This window comes from Enterobacter sp. kpr-6 (genome assembly GCF_900116015.1).
In the GTDB taxonomy this organism is placed as follows: domain Bacteria; phylum Pseudomonadota; class Gammaproteobacteria; order Enterobacterales; family Enterobacteriaceae; genus Enterobacter_D.
In genome coordinates this window covers 278909-298078 of the sequence record NZ_FOYH01000003.1, presented here as the reverse complement: position 1 = coordinate 298078, position 19170 = coordinate 278909, and the positions used below count along the sequence as shown (strand labels likewise).

Annotated in this window: 16 protein-coding genes; 2 read left to right on the top strand and 14 right to left on the bottom strand. The window is 56.2% G+C overall.

Annotated features, from left to right (window positions below; all coding sequences use genetic code 11):
- Positions 1-102: 102 nt before the first annotated feature.
- Positions 103-1377, top strand: a complete 1275-nt coding sequence (gene tyrS, locus BM373_RS10360) for a tyrosine--tRNA ligase (RefSeq protein ID WP_090461357.1) — start codon at positions 103-105, stop codon at positions 1375-1377.
- A gap of 86 nt (positions 1378-1463) precedes the next feature.
- On the opposite strand, the gene gstA is transcribed toward tyrS, so the two are convergent.
- From gstA to blr, 11 genes are all read right to left on the bottom strand, one after another.
- Entirely contained in the window at positions 1464-2066 is a 603-nt protein-coding gene (gene gstA / locus BM373_RS10355) for a glutathione transferase GstA (protein ID WP_090461356.1), read from the bottom strand.
- 117 nt (positions 2067-2183) lie between these two features.
- Positions 2184-3689, bottom strand: a complete 1506-nt coding sequence (dtpA, locus tag BM373_RS10350) for a dipeptide/tripeptide permease DtpA (RefSeq protein WP_090461355.1) — start codon at positions 3687-3689, stop codon at positions 2184-2186.
- A 586-nt stretch (positions 3690-4275) separates the two neighbouring features.
- Positions 4276-4911: an endonuclease III gene (gene nth, locus BM373_RS10345; protein WP_090461354.1), complete on the bottom strand. Its 636-nt coding sequence runs from the start codon at positions 4909-4911 to the stop codon at positions 4276-4278.
- Positions 4911-5609, bottom strand: coding sequence for an electron transport complex subunit E (locus BM373_RS10340; RefSeq protein WP_090461353.1), 699 nt, complete (start codon positions 5607-5609; stop codon positions 4911-4913). Before BM373_RS10340 ends, nth begins: the two co-directional genes overlap by 1 nt.
- A gap of 2 nt (positions 5610-5611) precedes the next feature.
- Entirely contained in the window at positions 5612-6232 is a 621-nt protein-coding gene (gene rsxG / locus BM373_RS10335) for an electron transport complex subunit RsxG (RefSeq protein ID WP_090461352.1), read from the bottom strand.
- A gap of 9 nt (positions 6233-6241) precedes the next feature.
- Positions 6242-7294 (bottom strand): electron transport complex subunit RsxD, encoded by a 1053-nt coding sequence (gene rsxD, locus BM373_RS10330; RefSeq protein ID WP_090461351.1) that lies wholly within the window; start codon positions 7292-7294, stop codon positions 6242-6244.
- Positions 7295-9568, bottom strand: a complete 2274-nt coding sequence (rsxC, locus tag BM373_RS10325; RefSeq protein WP_090461350.1) for an electron transport complex subunit RsxC — start codon at positions 9566-9568, stop codon at positions 7295-7297.
- The gene (gene rsxB, locus BM373_RS10320; RefSeq protein WP_090461349.1) at positions 9561-10139 is read right to left on the bottom strand and encodes an electron transport complex subunit RsxB; all 579 of its coding nucleotides are present in this window, start codon (positions 10137-10139) and stop codon (positions 9561-9563) included. The genes rsxC and rsxB overlap by 8 nt, the downstream gene beginning before the upstream one ends.
- Positions 10139-10720 carry an electron transport complex subunit RsxA gene (rsxA, locus tag BM373_RS10315; RefSeq protein WP_090461348.1) on the bottom strand — a complete coding sequence of 194 codons (582 nt, stop codon included), beginning with the start codon at positions 10718-10720 and terminating at the stop codon, positions 10139-10141. Before rsxA ends, rsxB begins: the two co-directional genes overlap by 1 nt.
- Before the next feature lie 75 nt (positions 10721-10795).
- Positions 10796-11236, bottom strand: a complete 441-nt coding sequence (locus BM373_RS10310) for a DUF2569 domain-containing protein (protein WP_090461347.1) — start codon at positions 11234-11236, stop codon at positions 10796-10798.
- A gap of 151 nt (positions 11237-11387) precedes the next feature.
- Positions 11388-11525: a division septum protein Blr gene (blr, locus tag BM373_RS10305; RefSeq protein WP_090461346.1), complete on the bottom strand. Its 138-nt coding sequence runs from the start codon at positions 11523-11525 to the stop codon at positions 11388-11390.
- 228 nt (positions 11526-11753) lie between these two features.
- On the opposite strand from blr, the gene BM373_RS10300 reads away from it, so the two are divergent.
- Positions 11754-12794, top strand: coding sequence for an oxidoreductase (locus BM373_RS10300; protein ID WP_090461345.1), 1041 nt, complete (start codon positions 11754-11756; stop codon positions 12792-12794).
- 43 nt (positions 12795-12837) lie between these two features.
- Here BM373_RS10300 and add read toward each other — a convergent pair whose 3' ends face one another.
- From add to BM373_RS10285, 3 genes are all read right to left on the bottom strand, one after another.
- On the bottom strand, positions 12838-13842 hold the full coding sequence (gene add, locus BM373_RS10295) for an adenosine deaminase (RefSeq protein ID WP_090461344.1): 1005 nt from the start codon (positions 13840-13842) through the stop codon (positions 12838-12840).
- 106 nt (positions 13843-13948) lie between these two features.
- Positions 13949-15118 carry a MalY/PatB family protein gene (locus BM373_RS10290; RefSeq protein WP_090461343.1) on the bottom strand — a complete coding sequence of 390 codons (1170 nt, stop codon included), beginning with the start codon at positions 15116-15118 and terminating at the stop codon, positions 13949-13951.
- A gap of 325 nt (positions 15119-15443) precedes the next feature.
- On the bottom strand, positions 15444-19148 hold the full coding sequence (locus tag BM373_RS10285; protein WP_090461342.1) for an NAD(P)-binding protein: 3705 nt from the start codon (positions 19146-19148) through the stop codon (positions 15444-15446).
- Positions 19149-19170 lie beyond the last annotated feature (22 nt).

Below are 19170 nucleotides of genomic sequence, written 5' to 3'. Positions count from 1 at the left end.
CGCTGGTGCTACTGATTCCGGCGCTTTATTCTATGTGACTTTCGTAACTGGCGAAAAGTCGTGTACCGACAGAGGTGCAGTCGTTTATACATGGAGAATTTGATGGCAAGCAGTAACTTGATTAAACAATTGCAAGAGCGGGGCTTAGTGGCCCAGGTGACGGATGAGAACGCGTTAGCAGAACGACTGGCGCAAGGGCCAATCGCTCTCTATTGCGGCTTCGATCCCACCGCTGACAGCTTGCATTTGGGGCATCTCGTTCCATTGTTATGCCTGAAACGCTTCCAGCAGGCTGGTCACAAACCAGTGGCGCTGGTAGGTGGTGCGACGGGGCTGATTGGCGACCCGAGCTTTAAAGCCGCCGAGCGTAAACTGAATACCGAAGATACTGTGCAGGAGTGGGTGGATAAAATCCGCAAACAGGTGGCACCGTTCCTCGATTTCGACTGTGGCGACAATTCCGCCATTGCGGCAAACAACTACGACTGGTTCGGCGGCATGAACGTGCTGACCTTCCTGCGCGACATCGGTAAGCACTTCTCTGTTAACCAGATGATTAACAAAGAAGCGGTGAAGCAGCGTCTGAATCGTGACGATCAGGGCATCTCTTTTACCGAGTTTTCCTACAACCTGTTGCAGGGTTATGACTTCGCCTGCCTGAACAAACTGCACGGCGTGGCGCTGCAAATCGGCGGTTCCGACCAGTGGGGTAACATCACCTCCGGTATCGATTTGACCCGTCGCCTGCACCAGAATCAGGTCTTCGGTCTGACCGTTCCCCTGATCACCAAAGCGGACGGCACCAAATTTGGTAAAACCGAAGGCGGCGCGGTGTGGCTGGATCCGAAGAAAACCAGCCCGTATAAATTCTACCAGTTCTGGATCAACACCGCAGACGCTGACGTTTATCGCTTCCTGAAGTTCTTCACCTTTATGGACATCGCGGAGATCAACGCGCTGGAAGAAGAAGACAAGAACAGCGGTAAAGCCCCGCGCGCGCAGTACGTGCTGGCTGAGCAGGTAACGCGTCTGGTTCACGGCGAAGAGGGCCTTATCGCCGCGAAACGTATTACCGAGAGCCTGTTTAATGGCACCCTGAACGATCTCAGCGAAGCCGATTTTGAACAGCTGGCGCAGGATGGCGTGCCGATGGTGGAAATGGAACAGGGCGCGGATCTGATGCAGGCGCTGGTGGATTCTGAGCTGCAACCGTCCCGCGGTCAGGCACGTAAAACCATTGCCTCGAATGCGGTCACTATTAATGGTGAGAAGCAGGCGGACCCGGAATATTTCTTTAAGGACAGCGACCGACTGTTTGGACGCTATACGCTGCTGCGTCGCGGTAAGAAAAACTACTGCCTGATCTGCTGGAAATAATCAGGTTCTTGCTTGCCCGGCAAACGCGGTTTCGCCGGGCAAGGTAAGCCAACGTCAAAGGGAGTGAGAAATCACTCCCTTTTTTATTACAGCCCTTCTGCGGCCAGCGCCGCCGCTACTGCCGGACGTGCGCTCACGCGTGCCATGTACGGCTCGATGTTCGCCAGTTCACTCATCTCCAGTTTCACCGCCCGCGCCCAGCGCAGCACGTTATAGAGATAGGCATCGGCGATGGTGAAGTGCTCGCCCGCAATCCAGCTTTTACCGTTCAGCGCGTCGTTCACGAAGTGCAGTTTCTTCTCAAGCGTTGCGCGTACAACCGGCTTGTACTCTTCCGGCGTATCCGGGCGGAACAGCGGGGTAAAGCCTTTGTGCAGTTCAGTGGCGATAAAGTTCAGCCACTCCAGGGTCTTGTAACGCGCCAGATCGCCGGTCGGTGCCAGCAACTGGCTTTCAGGGGCACTGTCGGCCAGATATTGCATGATGACGACGGCTTCGGTAACCAGAGTTCCTTCGTCCAGCAGCAGCGCCGGGATCTGGCCTTTCGGGTTAATCGCAAAATAATCGCTGTCATCAGCCAGGCGTTTTTTTATTAAATCCACGCTTTCCAGCGTAAAGTCTTTCCCGGTTTCACGCAGAATGATGTGCGGGGCGAGGGAACAGGCTCCCTGCTTATAAAACAATTTCATGAGTCACTCCTGGTTGCTTAAGAATCAACATTGTGCGGAAAGGATTGTACGCGAAGGCATAAAAAAAAGCCGCTGGCATTAACCAGCGGCTTTCTTAAATTGCGTTTCCCGTAGCAATCAGGCTGTTGCCGTTTCCTGGGCGTTATCTTCTTTGCTGTCGTTTTGAGCCATACGATTCAGCTTAGGAGCCATCAGGATCATGATGGCAGCAATCACCGCCGTCGCAATACCGATTTTCAGGAATACGCTGCCATAAACGTTCAGGGACATCAGCGGATCGGAGACGCCTTCCGGGATAGCCATCTGGTTTGCCACATAACCGGCGATCAGGTTGGCACCGGCAGTGGTCAGGAACCAGCTACCCATGATGAAGCCCATCAGACGCTGCGGAACAAGCTGCGCAACCATTGCCAGACCCAGACCGGAGATCATCAGTTCACCGATACTCTGGAACGCGTAGCTCATGATCAGCCAGTTTACGGAGACGATACCGGCGTCGCTGGCGAATTTCGCACCCAGCGGCAGGATCAGGAACGCAGCGGAGCAGAGGACCATACCAATCGCAAATTTATGCGGCATCGGCAGGTTGTCACCCATCTTGTTGTAGATGGCTGCAAGAATCGGGCTACCGATAATGATCCAGAACGGGTTCAGCGCCTGGAACTGCTCCGGCTCGAACGCGATGCCCAGAATGCTGTGCTCAACGTTACGAATAGCGAAGAAGTTCAGTGAGGTCGGCATCTGGCTGTAGAGTACAAAGAACACGATAGCCTGCAGCATCAGGATGAACGCCACGATCATCTTACGACGTGCTGCGCCCTGCATCGCGAAGGTCTCTTTGGCAAAGATGCAGACGATACCCAGAGCGACCACGCCCAGAACCATACGGGCAACGCCCTGGTTGTGCAGCAGCCAGGTGGCGATGGTCACCAGTACCACAACACCAACGATGGTAAGCAGCAAGCTGCCGATGCGCACAGGTTCGAAGTCAGGTTTCGAACCGTATTGTTTCACCCAGCGCTGGCAGAATGCGAAGTTCACCACGGTGATCAGCATACCCACAACGCTCAGCGCAAACGCCACGCTCCAGCCGTACTTCGCAGCCAGCCACGGAGTCGCCAGCATAGAGAAGAACGAACCGATGTTTACGGCCATGTAGTACATGGTGAATGCACCGTCCAGACGCGGATCGTTTTTGGCATAGCAGGTAGAGAGCAGTGAAGACGGGTTGGCTTTAAACAAGCCGTTACCCACGGCAATGGTCGCCATACCCATATACACGACCGCCGCATCATGGCCTGACCAGGCCACTAAGGCATAGCCGATAGCCAGCACGATGGCACCGAGCATAATGACGCGTTTGGTGCCGAGCACTTTATCGCCGAGCCAGCCGCCGATGGCCACCAGCCCGTAAACGAGGGCGCTGAATGAGGAGAACAGTGTAATAGAGTCCGATTCGGACATACCCAGTTGTTTCACCAGGTAAACGGCCATAATGCCTTGCAGGCCGTAGAAGCCGAAACGTTCCCATAATTCGATGGAGAAGATCAGATAGAACGCTTTCGGTTGTTTAAAAGCGTTAAGACTAACGCTTTCTGCTGGTTTCTTGTTTGCAGTCGACACATATACCTCTTATTTTTCATCCCATACTAACGGGGGTGTTCAGTGCCCGATGTCCAGAGATCATCAAGCTTATAGTTATAGTGGGAGGGGAAACGGCGGGTAATGTTGCTTATCCTGAGGCCTGAGGCAAGGCTTTTGTAATAGTCTGTTACATATAACTTTGACAACATAATACACGTGACAACGAATTGTTATTCAGCGTTAAATTTTACCGTTTGCTTTATAGTGGTTTATTTCACTACATCTGGGCCGCTAAAATGGGTATAAGGCCAGATGTTCTGCTATTTGCCGGAAAAAGCAGTTCGATTAGCCAGTATCTTAAACATTACTGGTTTAATCTTTTGCTCATTGAAATGTCCCCGTTGTCTGTGCAATCACTTAGCGCTAATTTCAGCACGAAAATTTAACAATGGCTTATCAAATCGATTGTCAGCAAAACGTATAGAAATTTTTTCTAATAAAAAAACGATTTATCTGTTTGAGTTGGAATAAGCGAACGATTATCGCGATCAAAGTCGGTCAGCAAAGCGGGATGTTATGCAAAGGGGAAAGAAAACGAGGGTGAGCATACTCACCCTGTTCAGGATCAGGCGTAGACTTTTTCTTTGAATTCGCAGAGATCTTCGATCAGACACGAGCCGCAGCGCGGCTTTCGGGCGATACAGGTGTAACGGCCATGCAGAATAAACCAGTGGTGGCAATCCACTTTAAATTCGGCAGGCACCACGCTCAGCAGTTTTTCCTCCACCTGCTCCACGTTTTTCCCCGGCGCAAACTGGGTGCGATTGCAGACGCGAAAAATATGCGTATCAACCGCAATGGTCGGCCAGCCAAACGCCGTATTCAGCACCACATTTGCCGTTTTACGGCCGACGCCGGGCAGGGCTTCCAGCGCTGCGCGATCTTCCGGCACCTCGCCGCCATGCAGTTCAATCAGCATCCGGCAGGTTTTGATGACATTTTCCGCTTTGCTGTTAAACAGGCCGATGGTTTTGATGTACGACTTTACGCCGTCGACACCCAGCTCCAGCATCGCCTGCGGAGTATTAGCGACCGGGTAGAGCTTTGCGGTCGCTTTATTGACGCTGACGTCGGTGGCCTGCGCGGAAAGCAGGACCGCAATCAGCAGCTCAAATGGCGAGTTAAAATTTAACTCCGTCGTCGGGTGCGGATCGTTTTCCCGCAGCCGGGTCAGAATTTCCAGTCGTTTGAGTTTGTTCATTACGCTTTCCCTGGCGTCGCCTGCGGTACCGTTTCGTCAGCAGCGATAGCGGCAGCGCGGCGTTTTTTACTGCGTTCATCAATCAGATATTTAATCGCCAGCATCATGCCGAGGCCGATAAACGCGCCGGGCGGCAGCATGGCCAGCAGGAACGGGGAGTCGGTATGGAAGACTTCAATACGCAGCGCTTTGGCCCAGCCGCCCAGCAGTCCGTCAGCCCCATCAAACAGCGTGCCGTTACCCAAGATTTCACGCATTGAACCGAGGACAAACATCGCGCCTGTCGCGCCCATACCGATGGCAAAGCCGTCCAGCGCCGACAGCGCCGGGCCTTTTTTAGCGGCAAACGCCTCGGCACGACCGACCACGATGCAGTTCGTCACGATCAGCGGAATAAAAATACCCAGCGACTGATACAGCCCGAATGCGTAGGCGTTGATCAGCATCTGCACCACGCTCACCACCGAGGCGATGATCATCACATAGATGGGAATACGGATCTCCGCAGGCGTCCAGCGACGCAGCAGAGAAATGGAGAGGTTGGTAAGCGTCAGGACCAGCGTGGTAGCCAGCCCGAGACCCAGCGCGTTGGTCGCGGTAGAAGTCACCGCCAGCAGCGGACACATTCCCAGCAACTGAACCAGCGCGGAGTTATTCTTCCACAATCCCTGAACAATAACGTCTTTGACTTCACTCATAGTTATTCTCCACAGGTCGGCAAATGGGAAAGCTGCGCAGGCAGCGACGGGGCATACAGCCCGGCACGTTTCACCGCATTCACCACCGCGCGCGGCGTAATGGTCGCGCCGGTGAACTGATCAAAATCGCCGCCGTCTTTCTTCACTGCCCAGTGGGCATCAGACGCATCGGTGATGGATTTACCGCTAAACGCCAGGATCCAGTCAGAGATCCGCAGTTCGATTTTATCGCCAAGACCTGGCGTTTCGTGATGTTCAGTGACGCGCGTGCCGGTGACGGTGCCGTTGAAATCCGCGCCCACCAGCAACTGGATCGCGCCGGAGTAGCCATCGGGCGCGGTAGTTTCGATAACGGCGGCAACCGGTTTATCGGCTTTCCGCGCAATATAGACGCGGTGCGGGCCTTTACCGAGCGCAGGCTCATTGACCACGTAACAGCTCTCGTTCAGATCATTATCGTAAAGAGAGGGCGGAACCACCTGGTCAAAGAGTGTCTTTTGTTGCAGGGCCGCCTGACCATCGATGGTCGATTTCGTGAGCTGATTTACCGCAGCGGTCAGCCCCGTACAGCAGGCGGCGAAAATGGCCAGCGTCACACCGTGTTTTTGCATCGTTTTTATCATGGTGCGTCCTTAGCGGTGACCGTAAACGCGCGGGCGCGTGTAGTAATCAATTAACGGCACGGTGATATTCGCCAGCAGGACCGCAAAAGCCACGCCGTCCGGGTAACCGCCAAAACTGCGGATCAGCCACACCAGCAACCCGGCGAGTGCGCCAAAAATCAGACGGCCTTTGTTAGTCGTCGAGGCGGTCACCGGGTCGGTCAGAATAAAGAACGCGCCCAGCATGGTTGCGCCTGAGAGCAAATGCAGTTGTGGTGAGGCGAGCGACTCTGGCGATGCCAGCCAGCCAATCGTGGAGCAGACCGCCAGGGTGACAATAAAGCTCAGCGGAATATGCCAGCGGATAGCTTTCTTCCATAGCAGGAACAGCCCGCCTGCCAGATAAGCGATGTTCACCCACTGCCAGCCCGCACCCGCCAGCATGCCGCAGAAAATCGGGTAGGTGAGGATCTCATCGACGTTATGCCCGGCGTGCAGCGACGTTTTAAAGGTATCCAGCGGCGTGGCCTGGCTGATACCGTCAACGCCCAGCCGCAGCGCGGTCATATCTTCACCGTTCACCGTATGCCCGCTGAAAATCACCTGGACGGCATCCATAAAGCCAGGAACCGTGGCGGCGATGTCATGCGGCGGCAGCCAGCTGGTCATCTGTACCGGGAAGGAGATCAGCAGCACCACATAGCCAATCATTGCCGGGTTAAACGGGTTATGCCCGAGGCCACCGTAAAGCTGTTTAGCGATAATCACCGCAAACACCGTACCCAGTACCACCATCCACCAGGGCGCGAAAGAGGGAATACTGATGGCGAGCAGCAGGCCGGTCAGCAACGCGGAGTTATCCGCGAGGATCGCCGCGACCTTTTGCTTACGCAGTTTAAGCACCAGCGCTTCAGCCGCCAGCGCGCTGACGATAGCCAGCAAAATTTGCAGCAGTGTACCCCAGCCGAAAAACCAGCTCTGTACGGCGATACCCGGCACAGCGGCCAGCACCACCAGCATCATAATGCGCGATGTCTGGCGCTGGTTATGGGTATAAGGAGAGCTTGCGATTCGAAAAACCATTTAATCCTCGTTAACAGCCTGTTGTGCGGCTTTCTTAGCCTGAACCCTGGCAATCGCCGCAGCGACGGCAGCTTTGCGGGGATCATCATTGGCAGCGGGAGCGTGCGCCGCTTGCTGTGCTTGTGCTGCTTGTACTTTACGTGCTTTCGCCCTGGCAATCGCCGCTTCAACCGCCGCTTTACGCGGAGCGATTTCTGCGGGAGCCGGTTCTGCTTCAGCCGGAGCCGGTTCAGGGGCGGCGTCAGCCTGCGCCTGTGCTTTACGCGCTTTGGCGCGGGCGATAGCCGCTTCAACGGCCGCTTTGCGTGGATCGACCGCTTCAGCCGGAGCCGGTTCCGGGGCGGCGTCAGCCTGCGCTTGTGCTTTACGTGCTTTGGCGCGGGCAATGGCCGCTTCGACCGCCGCTTTGCGTGGATCGACCGCTTCTGCCGGAGCCGGTTCAGGGGCGGCGTCAGCCTGCGCCTGTGCTTTACGTGCTTTGGCGCGGGCGATAGCCGCTTCGACCGCCGCTTTACGCGGATCGACCGCTTCTGCCGGAGCCGGTTCAGGTGTGACACCAGCCTGCGCTTTACGCGCTTTGGCGCGGGCAATCGCCGCTTCAACGGCCGCTTTACGCGGATCGACCACTTCTGCCGTTTCCATTTGCGCTTTTTCTGCCCGTGCAGCACGGGCCTGCGCTTTACGCACTTCGCGGGCGGCAATCACCTCGCTGTTATCCGGGGTCGCGCCAGCTTTAATGATTACCGGCTCAGCACTGGCCTGCTGTTTTTCCCGCACACGGGCCAGGGCCGCGTTAATGGCGTCCTGATCTTTCGCTGCCGGTTGCACCGCAGACTGTTTATGCCGCGCCATACGCGCCGCTTTTTCGCGCTCAAGACGGGCCTGACGCGCTTCAAAACGCTCTTTTGCTTCTGCCGCGCGTTTCTCTTCCTGGGCGATGGCGTAGATTTCTGCTTTTTCCTGACGGAAGTACTGCACCAGCGGAATGTTGCTCGGGCAAACCCACGCGCACGCGCCGCATTCGATGCAGTCAGAAAGATTGTGCGCGGTGGCTTTGTCGTGCTGCTGGCCTTTACTGAACCAGTAAAGCTGTTGCGGCAGCAGATCGGCAGGACAGGCATCGGCACAGGCGCTACAGCGGATACAGCCTTTTTCTTCCTGCTCATCGCCCATTTCTGTGGCAGACGGGGCCAGCAGGCAGTTGGTGATTTTCACCACAGGCACATCCAGCCACGGCAGGGTAAAGCCCATCAGCGGGCCGCCCATAATCACCAGTTGTTCACCTGACGGGCAAAAACCTGCTGCGTCGAGTAAATGACGCACTGGTGTGCCGAGCCGCGCCCAGACATTACCCGGACGTGTCACCGCTTCGCCGGTAACGGTCACCACGCGCTCGGTCAGCGGTTCCCCGTCAATGACAGCGCGTTTTACCGCGTAGGCGGTGCCGACGTTCTGCATCAGCACGCCGATATCCGACGAGCGTCCGCCATGCGGCACCTGTTTACCGGTCAAAATTTGCGTAAGCTGTTTTGCGCCACCGGACGGGTATTTGGTGGGGATCACCCGCAGCGTAATGTCATGGGCATCCGCCAGCACCGCACGCAGCATCGAAATGGCCTGCGGTTTGTTGTCTTCAATGCCGATCAGCACCTGACGCGGCTGGAGGATATGCGCCAGGATGCGAATGCCTTCCACAATCTGCGCCGCGCAATCCTGCATCAGCCGGTCGTCGGCGGTGATATAGGGTTCGCACTCTGCGGCATTAATGATTAGCGTCTCGATTTTATCGCCGCCGCCCAGAAGTTTATTTCCGGTAGGGAAGCCCGCGCCGCCAAGCCCGGCGACGCCAAACTGGTGAATGCGGGTAATCAGCTCTTCGCGGCTGCGGGCGCGGAAATCGCTCCAGCCATCGCGCTCAGTCCAGCGATCGTCGCCGTCAGCGTCAATGATCACCGACAGCTCCGCCAGCGCGGACGGGTGCGCGGTGGAGTGGGGGGCAATCGCCACTACCGTGCCGGAGGTTGGCGCATGAACCGGCAGCATCCGCCCGCGTCCACGGGTCAGCGGCTGGCCGCGCAACACGCGGTCACCCACGCTGACGCACAGCTCGCCCTCAGCACCAATATGCTGTTTTAAAGGAATGACGAAGCGCCCGGCCAGCGGAAGCTGACGCAGCGGCGTACCGTTTGACTGGGTTTTCATCTCCGGCGGATGGATGCCGCCGTTGAAATCCCAGATTTTGTCTTTGCGGAAAGCAGAAAATAACTTAAGCATGTTGCTCTACAGGAATAATGCGAACCGGGATGGTGTTCAGATCCCATTTCCAGCTGTCGGTCGTGGTCGCGACAGGGCGAAGTTCAATGCAGCGCGTCGGGCAGGGATCGACGCACAGGTTACAGCCCGTGCACAGATCGCTCATGACGGTATGCATCGCGCGGGTTGCGCCGACAATAGCGTCTACCGGACAGGCCTGAATACATTTGGTGCAGCCGATACAGTTGGCTTCATCAATAATGGCCAGCATGCGTACCGGCTCAAGCTCGGTCGCGTCGCCGTCGATGGGTTGCGGGTCCACGTTCAGCAGGGTGGCGATTTTCAGCATCACCGCTTCGCCGCCTGGCGCACAGCGGTTGATGTTCTCGCCTTGCAGACCGACCGCTTCGGCATAAGGGCGGCAGCCAGGGTAGCCGCACTGGCCGCACTGACTTTGGGGTAACAGTTCGTCGATGCGCTCAACGACCGGATCGTCCTCAACCGCGAAGCGGCGTGAGGCATAACCGAGAATAACGCCAAAGATAAGCCCGAGAACGCTCAGGGCCACAATGGCTATCCAGATAGCATTCATTACAACTTCACCAGACCGCTAAAGCCCATAAAGGCCAGAGACATTAAACCGGCGGTGACCAGCGCAATCGCATTACCGCGAAACGGCGCGGGGACATCCGCCACTACCAGACGCTCACGGATGGCGGCAAACAGCACCATCACCAGCGAAAAGCCGACCGCTGCCGCAAAACCGTACAGAGCAGACTGCAAAAAGTTATGCCCCAGGTTAATGTTCAGCAGCGCAACGCCTAATACCGCGCAGTTGGTGGTGATCAGCGGCAGGAAGATCCCCAGCAGGCGATAAAGCGCCGGGCTGGTTTTACGCACCACCATTTCAGTAAATTGCACCACCACGGCGATGATCAAAATAAACGCCAGGGTGCGCAGGTAAATCAGATCCAGTGGAATCAGTATCCAGTTGTCTATCAGCCATGCGCAGACGGACGCCATCGTCATCACAAAGGTGGTCGCCAGACCCATCCCCATGGCGGATTCCAGTTTTTTGGACACGCCCATAAACGGGCACAGTCCCAGGAACTTCACCAGGACAAAGTTATTGACCAGGACGGTTCCGACAAAAAGCAGCAGATAATCAGTCATTATTCGGCCTGAAAGAAAAATGCCGCCTATTATCGGTCAAACCGGGTAAGGCGACAACAGAGAAACACCAGGGTTTTACGGGTTAACGAACGTGTTTTTCACACGTGTCGACCGCTTGAAATAAGGCACAATCAGCGCCGCGGCAAGTAGCGGAAACAGTAGCTGACGTAAAGCGAGTTCATCGTTAACCGGTGAAAAGGCAAAGCCCTTGATCGCCAGTAAAACGGAAATAAGCAGCCAGATAATATAGTGCTTAGGCACTTTGCGGCGGCGCTTAAAGAAAGCTATGGTCAGCCACAGCGTGTAGTACCACATGCCGATCGCAAAGGCGAGGGTGGCATACCACATCACCGCTTGCAGTGTTCCGAGCGCGGCGACAGTGGCAAAGGTCTGCGGGGCCATCAGCGCCTGGGTATATAAAAGCAGGGCAAGAGTGGTACTTAACAGCGCCACCAGCAGCCACGCCAGCGGGCCAAGTAACCAGCCTCCAATGCGTACTTCAGACGTTGTGGACATGAATACTCTCCCCGCTTCATATTGATAATGCTTATTTTGCTGGGCGACGAGTATAAAGCATTACGCGGGGATTGCTACTGGCGGGAGGGCGCAGAATTTATCGGATTGTGTCATTGGACAATGCCCCGGACTGCGCAGGGACCACAGAACCTTATTTAGCTTGCGAGAGCGTCACCGGCTCTGGCGGCTGATAGTTATCGATGTGGCTGGCAAAACCTAACAGGATGGCGCTGACGCCCAGCACAATCCACCCTGCTAGTTCTATGATTCTATTGACAATTCCAGTCATAATTCACAATTCTCCTTTTTTTATGAAACCGAATAGTAACGGGCGCGCTTTTAGGCATCAAGTGTCTGACAGATTTTTAACGGTAATCAGAAAATTCTGTATCGCGAGGCCGCGTGTCGGTTTGCTTTAAGGTAACGACAGTGTTACTCCGGCAACATATTATTAATCTATTGTGACGCTTTCGCAGATGGTGTGAAATACGATTGTCCAATGACGAGAGGCAAAGAGATGAGTGACAATATCCGTGTCGGATTAATTGGTTATGGCTACGCCAGCAAGACCTTCCACGCACCGCTGATTGATGGCACGTCGGGAATGGAACTGGCGGCTATTTCCAGCAGTGATGAAGCAAAAGTACGGGCCGACTGGCCGAACGTGCCCGTGGTCTCTGAACCTAAACATCTGTTTAATGATCCCAGCATCGACCTGATTGTGATCCCAACCCCGAACGATACCCATTTCCCGCTGGCTAAAGCCGCGCTGGAAGCGGGTAAGCATGTCGTCGTTGATAAACCTTTTACTGTGACACTGTCACAGGCGCGCGAACTTGACGCCCTGGCGAAAAGCCTCGGACGCCTGCTGTCGGTGTTCCACAACCGCCGTTGGGACAGCGATTTTCTGACGGTAAAAGCGCTCATCAATGATGGTGCGCTTGGCGAAGTCGCCTTTTTTGAATCGCATTTCGATCGCTATCGCCCGCAGGTGCGTAATCGCTGGCGTGAGCAGGCCGGTCCTGGCAGCGGTATCTGGTACGATCTGGCCCCACATCTTCTCGATCAGGCGGTCAATCTGTTCGGTCTGCCGGTCAGTATGACCGTCGATCTGGCGCAAATTCGTCCGGGCGCACAGGCGACCGACTATTTTCATGCCGTGCTGACCTATCCGCAGCGGCGTGTGGTCCTGCACGGTACGCTGCTGGCGGCAGCGGAATCCGCGCGCTATATCGTCCACGGTACCCGTGGCAGCTACGTGAAATACGGTCTGGATCCGCAGGAAGAGCGGCTGAAGAACGGCGAGCGTTTGCCGCAGGAAGACTGGGGTTATGACATGCGCGACGGCGTGCTGACCCGTGCAGAAGGTGAAGAGCGTGTGGAAGAGACCTGGCTGACGGTGCCGGGGAACTATCCGGCCTATTACGCCGGGATCCGCGATGCACTTAACGGCAAAGGGGAGAACCCGGTGCCCGCGAGCCAGGCGATTCAGATTATGGAGCTTATCGAGTTAGGCATTGAGTCAGCAAAACATCGCTCAACGCTCTCCTTAACCTGATGTCATGCGGTCTGCCTGCAACGCCGGGCAGACCGCTTTTCGCTTAGCCGTTAGCGGCGACTTTCTCGCGCAGAACCTGTTTTTCCTCTTTGCTTAAAAACGCAATCTCCAGACCGTTGATTTGTGCCTGGCGGATCTGCTCACGGCTCAGCCCGGCCTGCGGTGCGGCAACATTATATTCATTGATGATATCCACGCCCTGAACCGCCGGATCGTCGGTATTGAGGGTGGCCAGCACGCCATGTTCCAGGAACGTTTTCAGCGGATGCGCTGCCAGTGACGGTACGGTGCTGGTCTGAATATTGGAGGTCAGGCAGGATTCGATGCCGATGCGCTGATCGCGCAGGAAATCCATCAGCGCACGATCTTCAATGGCTTTCACGCCGTGCCCGATACGCTCCGCGCCCAGTTCACGAATCGCCTGCCAGATGCTCTCCGGGCCTGCCGCTTCGCCGGCATGAACGGTGATATGCCAGCCCGCATCACGCGCGCGGTTGAAGTGTGAGAGGAACAGACTGCCGGGGAAGCCGAGTTCATCGCCCGCCAGATCCAGCGCGGTAATGCTGTCGCGGTGCGCCAGCAGTGCTTCCAGCTCTTCCAGACAGGCGGCCTCACCAAAGGTGCGGCTCATGATGCCAATCAGACGCGCCTCAACATTAAACGCCTCGCTGCCCTGACGTACCCCCTCAATCACTGCTTCCACCACACCTGCAACCGGCAACTGGTGCGTCATCGCCATATAACCCGGCGAGAAGCGCAGTTCAACGTAGTGCAGCCCATTGCGCGCCGCATCTTCCATGTTTTCAAAGGCGACCTGACGGCAGGCATCGAGGGAGGCCAGTACCTTCACGCCCCAGTCAAGCTTCGATAAAAAGCTCACCAGATCCGGTTCGTTAGCGGTGACCTGAACGTGCGGGCGCAGTGCTTCAAGGGTTTGGGCGGGCAGGGTAAGGTTAAACTGACGTCCTAAATCAAGGATCGTTTGAGCGCGGATGTTGCCATCCAGATGGCGGTGTAAATCAGTTAACGGCAGGTCAGGATTAATCATGGGTGCACTCATTTTACAAGTTTTTAAAAAGTGCAGAGGATTATAAAAATAAAACGGGGTAAAAAGCTATGTTGCGCAAGCAATTTGTTTTTTGCGCAACATAATATCAGGCCAGCTTTTGCAGCGCGGCGATCAGTCGGGTGACGCCCTGTTCCAGCTTCACGCGCGGGCAGCCCGCATTCAGACGGATAAAACCATGGCCTTCTGAACCGTAAGTCGTGCCGGGCATGATCGCGACCTTCTGCTCGTTAATCAGCACGTTTTGTAACTGTGCATCATCAATATTCAGCGCCTGCAGATCGATCCAGGCGAGATAGGTTGACTCCGGCGGCTGCCAGTTCAGCACCGGGAAAGCGGTATTTAACGCGCTGGCGATATAGTTCAGGTTTCCGGCTAAATAGTCGCGTAGCGCGTCAAGCCAGGGCGCGCCTTGCCGGTAGGCGGCAATATGGGCGACCAGCGCCAGCACCGCCGGGGAGGAAAGCCCGTCGCGACCCTTCAGGGCGCTTAAATAACGTGACCGTGTCACTTCATCGGGAATAATCCCGTAAGCTCCGGTAAGTGCGGGAATGTTGAAACTTTTAGAAGCCGAGGTAAACAGCGCCCAGGGGCCGCAAGCGACCTCGCTCCACGGCGTGTGGCGATGCTCGCCCCAGGTCATATCCATATGAATTTCATCGCTGATGACCTTCACGCCATGGCGTTCACACAGCGCCGCCATGGTGCGTAATTCTTCGCGCGTCCAGACTTTGCCGGTCGGGTTTTGCGGGCTGCACAGCAACAGGATTTTGTTTTCCGGTCGGGCAAGTGCCGCCTCCAGCATGGCCATATCGCAAAACCAGCCGTTGTCGTACTGCATGGACACGGGCACCACGCGCCGTTCGTTGCCCTCAATGGCTTTATAAAAGGCGTCATACGCCGGGGTATGCACCACCACGCCGTCACCCGGTGCTGACCACATGCGGATAAGCTCCGCGATCATGTAGATCACTGACGGCCCATACACCACCGATTCCGCGCTGGTCTGCGCGTCAAAACGGCTGGAAAACCAGTGGCGCACCGCGCCGGTAAAGTCTTCGTGATTCCAGCGGCTGTAGCCGAGCACGCCGTGGGCAAGCCGTTGTGCGAGCGCCTCCTGCACGCAGGGTGCAGTGGCAAAATCCATATCCGAAATCGTAAACGGTAGCAGATCCGGCTGACCAAAACGGTCAGCCACGTAATCCCACTGCGTGCACCAGGTGCCGTGACGATCCACGACGGTTGAAAAATCAAACATGTGAAGATCCTTTTATGCCTGAACGGTGTTCATGAGCGAAACCCTCTCATCTTTCACCGACTGAACCTATGGGCCAATGACAACCTGAAGATTATGCTGATTAAGCTGTATCACGCCAATCGCGCACAGCGTAATTTTTGAGGCGGGTTTCGCAATTAAAAGCGTAGCGGTGAGTTCTGCCGCGAAAAGATAAATTGTCTGGCAAAAATTTAGCGCTATTTTGTGCGCAGCTAGCGCAGCTAGCGCAGCGGTGTTCAGGTAAAAAGCCGGTCGTAAGCCTCTCACCCCGGCATGAAAACACCGGGATAAGAGGCCAGCGTACCAGTTACGCCCCCGTTTCCCGCAGGGCGGTGTTGTTTTTCACCACTTCCGCCGCGCGTTTCCCGGCAATGAAGGCGTGATCGGAGTTGTAGTATTCCCACTCGCTGTAACGTCCTGCGAGCACGATGTCCTGTGAAATCAGCCACTGGCGCACGGTGTCGACATTCTTCGCGCGCTGGTGGTCGTAAACCACATAGGCATAAGGAATATCTAACTGGTTGGCGGTTAAGATCTCGTCCTCGGCGGTGAAAATACCAGCGGCGATGCACTCTGCGATGCAGCGGTCGATCAGCGGCTGGCCGTCTACGGGTAGCGGTTTATGCGCCGAATAGGTGATCTCGCAGGTCAGGCCGCAGCCACCCGGCGGATTACAGTGCGGACTGGTGTTCCCCTGCACAAAAATGCGGTGGAAGATGGTGTTCCCGGCAAAGTAAATCCAGTGCTTGTCGGTGAGATCGGCGCGGTTAATGCCCAGATTCACGCAGCGCACAGAGACGTGTTTCAGTCCGCGCGCGGCGGCCACCACCTCGGCGGGCACATCATCGCCCATGATGCGGATCAGCTCCGGCAGCGGCATGGTGCTGATCATCTGCTGATAGCGGAACTGCCTGCCGTCTTTCAGCACCGCGATATGCTGGTGCGCAAAGACGCGGACAATCTCAGCGCTGGTTTCCAGCGTGCCTTTAATGTGCGGCAAAAAGCCCGACATCAGCGCCTGGAAACCGCCTTTCAGCGGATAGCCAAAGCGCGCGTTCGGTCCCATCGGTTTGCCGACCGGCTCAATTGCGCCTTCAATAATCTGCGCCAGATCCGGCAGCGGCACGCGTCCCCCCAGCCAGGAGATTTCCATTTCGGCCAGCGGCACTGTCCACAGCTTTTGGTTATAGGGAATGGCAAAATGCGCGGCGATCCCTTCGCCCCAGGTCTGGTAGATAAAGGCTTCGAAATTTTCCGGCTGCTGGGTTGGGTCGTTATCGTACCTGGCTTTGATCGCGCCCAGGATGCAGTCTTTAATCACCCCGGTCGGCAGGCCGTACAGCGCCCCCTGGAAGGGGTAGCGGGTGTAAACACCATCGGTGTAAATCCACGCCTCGCGCGCCTGCCAGTGAATATTATCGCCGAGCAGCATCTCATAGAGTTCAAGCACGTAAGGATCATTCGAGAACATAATGTGCCCGGCGTAATCGAAGGTGAAACCCTGATCTTCAATTGAGCGGCACCAGCCGCCGACGCTGGCGTTACGCTCAAGCAGCACCGCATCGCTGCCATAGTGGTAAGCCGCGCTGAGTCCGGTCGGGCCACCACCGAGGATCAGGCAGGGAGTAAAGTGGGCGCTCTCCGGATCGGGCGGCATCAGCCGCAGGGCCGTGCTTTGCACCACGGCCAGTGGATCGACCGTCTCCTCAGGGGCAACGGCGACCTGTTGCAGGGCCACTTTGGTAAGCTGTTTCTCTATCAGCCGGTGCATGGCGCTCGCGGTTTTATCCCATGAGGTAGCATCGACAATCGCTTTCATCTCACTTTGCATCGTCTGCAACCCTTGCGGCGTAAGGGTCAGCATTTTCTCACAGGCGCGAATAAAACTCGCCGTATCGCGGCCAATCGCCACCACGTGCGAATAGGGTTCCACCACATCCGCAATCGCCGTGCTGACGACAGGAAGCTGCGCCGCCATGTACTCCAGCACTTTGGTCGGACTGATAAACCGCGTTGACGCATTGAGCGCAAAAGGCATCAGGCAGACGTCCCATCCGGCCAGAAACTGCGGCAGCGCCTGATAAGGCTGCATACCGTAATAATGAATGTTGGCCCGCTGCGGCAGCAATTTAGGATCGATTTTCACCACCGGCCCGACCATCACCAGTTGCCATTCCGGATGCGCATCGGCCATCGCCGCCAGTAAATCGAGATCCATTCGCTCGTCGATCACGCCGTAGTAGCCGAGACGGGGATGCGGCAGGTCGTGCTGTAGGGGATGAAAATTGGCGCGATCCAGCGCCTGACCAAAGTGGACCGCATCCACGCTGCTGGCAAAACAGTGCACATTGTCATGTCGCCCGGCTTTGGCCGCATACAGGCTGGGGCCGCCGGTAAAGACCAGATCGGCGCGGGCGAGGAGGGCGGATTCACGTTGCAATAGCTGACGTGGCGCATGTTCGAAGGCCGCCAGCTCATCCATACAGTCATAGATCACCAGCGACGGATTAAACACCGCCAGCAGCGGCAGCGCCATCGGGGTATAAAACCAGACAATCGGCGCGTCGTCCTCGTCCACGATCTCCGCCAGCAGCGGCTGGAGATGGGCGATTTGACTGTCGTGGAAGCCCGCCGCCTGTGAAGGCGTATGCGGTTTAATCACCGTGACGTTGGGCGCGGGATGGCTGATCACCAGACCCGCGGGGTCGGGTGAATAAATCGGTTCTTCAATAAAAAAGATAGGGTAGTCCTGCGCCAGACGGGTCAGGAGGTGCTGCGGGCGCTGAAAGACAAAGTCCCAGCGCAGATGGCTGAAAACATAAAGTTTTTTCATAGTATAGGTACTTTTCTCTGCGTCATTAAAAACGTCTGAATGTGACTGAAAACGATCCAGTCTCTGCTGCGCCTGCAACAGCGCGACGGCATAGGCGGGGTCCAGTTTGCGGGCCAGTGGATCCGCTCCTGCGGGGTCTTGCTCCCAGAGTCCGCTGCGGTGCCAGCGGTCTAATGCTTCCCAGTCGGGTCGATCGATAATCGGGTAGAGGCAGATACCGAGCAGATCAACGCCCGCGAGTTGGGCGTGCGCCACCTCAGCGGTAATGTGGTTTATCCAGGCCCCGCGCCCGCTCCCGACATGGCTGGTTTCGGCCAGCAGGATCGGGCGATGGTAACGCTCATACAGTGACGCCAGCATCTGATGTAGGGGCTGACGGCGGGGATCGCCCAGATGCCAGTAAAGCCGGGCGTTAGTGCCGCTTTCCCATTGATTGTCGTGGTAATAATTTGCGCCAATGAGATCCAGATAGCGCGGATGCCCGCCCAGTTCCGGCGCGAGTCGCCCGGCGAGCATATCCCAGGCCTGATACTGCGCGTTGTAATGGCCCGCCGTGGCTTCACGCGCGGCCGGGCTGTCGTCGGGGGAGGACAGATAAATAATCGGATCGCAGTGCAAAATACGCGCGCGGCTATCCTCAGCCCAGATGGCATCGCAGGCGGCGAGGGTGGCGCGAACCCACTGGCGTTTACAGGCTTCACCCAGATGTTCGCCCGGTGTCGCTGAACAGGGGAAAAAGCCCACCGACAGCGCCCAACTGGTAAATGAAATTTCATTTACCGGAGAATAAACCGGACTCTCTTTATACCAGGGCGCAAGAAAGCGAGCCAGGGCTGCGCAAAATCTGGCGAATCGGGGAATAAAATCGGGTGCAAAAATATCGGTATCGTCAGGCCAGCCGTAATGACAAAGTGTCCAGCAAATTTGAATATCATTTTCCTTCGCAGCAATCATTTTATCTGCTACGGATGAGAAATCATATTTCCCGTCTTTTTCAACCAGACGCCAGCCCACGCTTTCACGTACCGTTGAAATAGCGAATTGCTTTAAGGCTTTATAATCATCCCGTGCCTTTTGATTATGGCCGGTAATGTCATTCATTGAGAGTAAGTGACCAGCCCGGTTACGGTGGTCAGCGCCTTCGTAACCGGCCTGCCAGAAGCTGTTAAACACCGCCATCCACGCTCCTTAAGCCGCCGGG

Bases quoted from the DNA above. Each gene is read 5' to 3' on its own strand.
- BM373_RS10310 (WP_090461347.1), bottom strand. From the start codon at position 11,236: ATGTCCACAACGTCTGAAGTACGCATTGGAGGCTGGTTACTTGGCCCG.
- rsxG (WP_090461352.1), bottom strand. From the start codon at position 6,232: ATGATAAAAACGATGCAAAAACACGGTGTGACGCTGGCCATTTTCGCC.
- gstA (WP_090461356.1), bottom strand. From the start codon at position 2,066: ATGAAATTGTTTTATAAGCAGGGAGCCTGTTCCCTCGCCCCGCACATC.
- blr (WP_090461346.1), bottom strand. From the start codon at position 11,525: ATGACTGGAATTGTCAATAGAATCATAGAACTAGCAGGGTGGATTGTG.
- rsxB (WP_090461349.1), bottom strand. From the start codon at position 10,139: ATGAATGCTATCTGGATAGCCATTGTGGCCCTGAGCGTTCTCGGGCTT.
- BM373_RS10290 (WP_090461343.1), bottom strand. From the start codon at position 15,118: ATGTTTGATTTTTCAACCGTCGTGGATCGTCACGGCACCTGGTGCACG.
- nth (WP_090461354.1), bottom strand. From the start codon at position 4,911: ATGAACAAACTCAAACGACTGGAAATTCTGACCCGGCTGCGGGAAAAC.
- rsxC (WP_090461350.1), bottom strand. From the start codon at position 9,568: ATGCTTAAGTTATTTTCTGCTTTCCGCAAAGACAAAATCTGGGATTTC.
- tyrS (WP_090461357.1), top strand. From the start codon at position 103: ATGGCAAGCAGTAACTTGATTAAACAATTGCAAGAGCGGGGCTTAGTG.
- add (WP_090461344.1), bottom strand. From the start codon at position 13,842: ATGATTAATCCTGACCTGCCGTTAACTGATTTACACCGCCATCTGGAT.
- BM373_RS10285 (WP_090461342.1), bottom strand. From the start codon at position 19,148: ATGGCGGTGTTTAACAGCTTCTGGCAGGCCGGTTACGAAGGCGCTGAC.
- rsxA (WP_090461348.1), bottom strand. From the start codon at position 10,720: ATGACTGATTATCTGCTGCTTTTTGTCGGAACCGTCCTGGTCAATAAC.
- BM373_RS10340 (WP_090461353.1), bottom strand. From the start codon at position 5,609: ATGAGTGAAGTCAAAGACGTTATTGTTCAGGGATTGTGGAAGAATAAC.
- BM373_RS10300 (WP_090461345.1), top strand. From the start codon at position 11,754: ATGAGTGACAATATCCGTGTCGGATTAATTGGTTATGGCTACGCCAGC.
- rsxD (WP_090461351.1), bottom strand. From the start codon at position 7,294: ATGGTTTTTCGAATCGCAAGCTCTCCTTATACCCATAACCAGCGCCAG.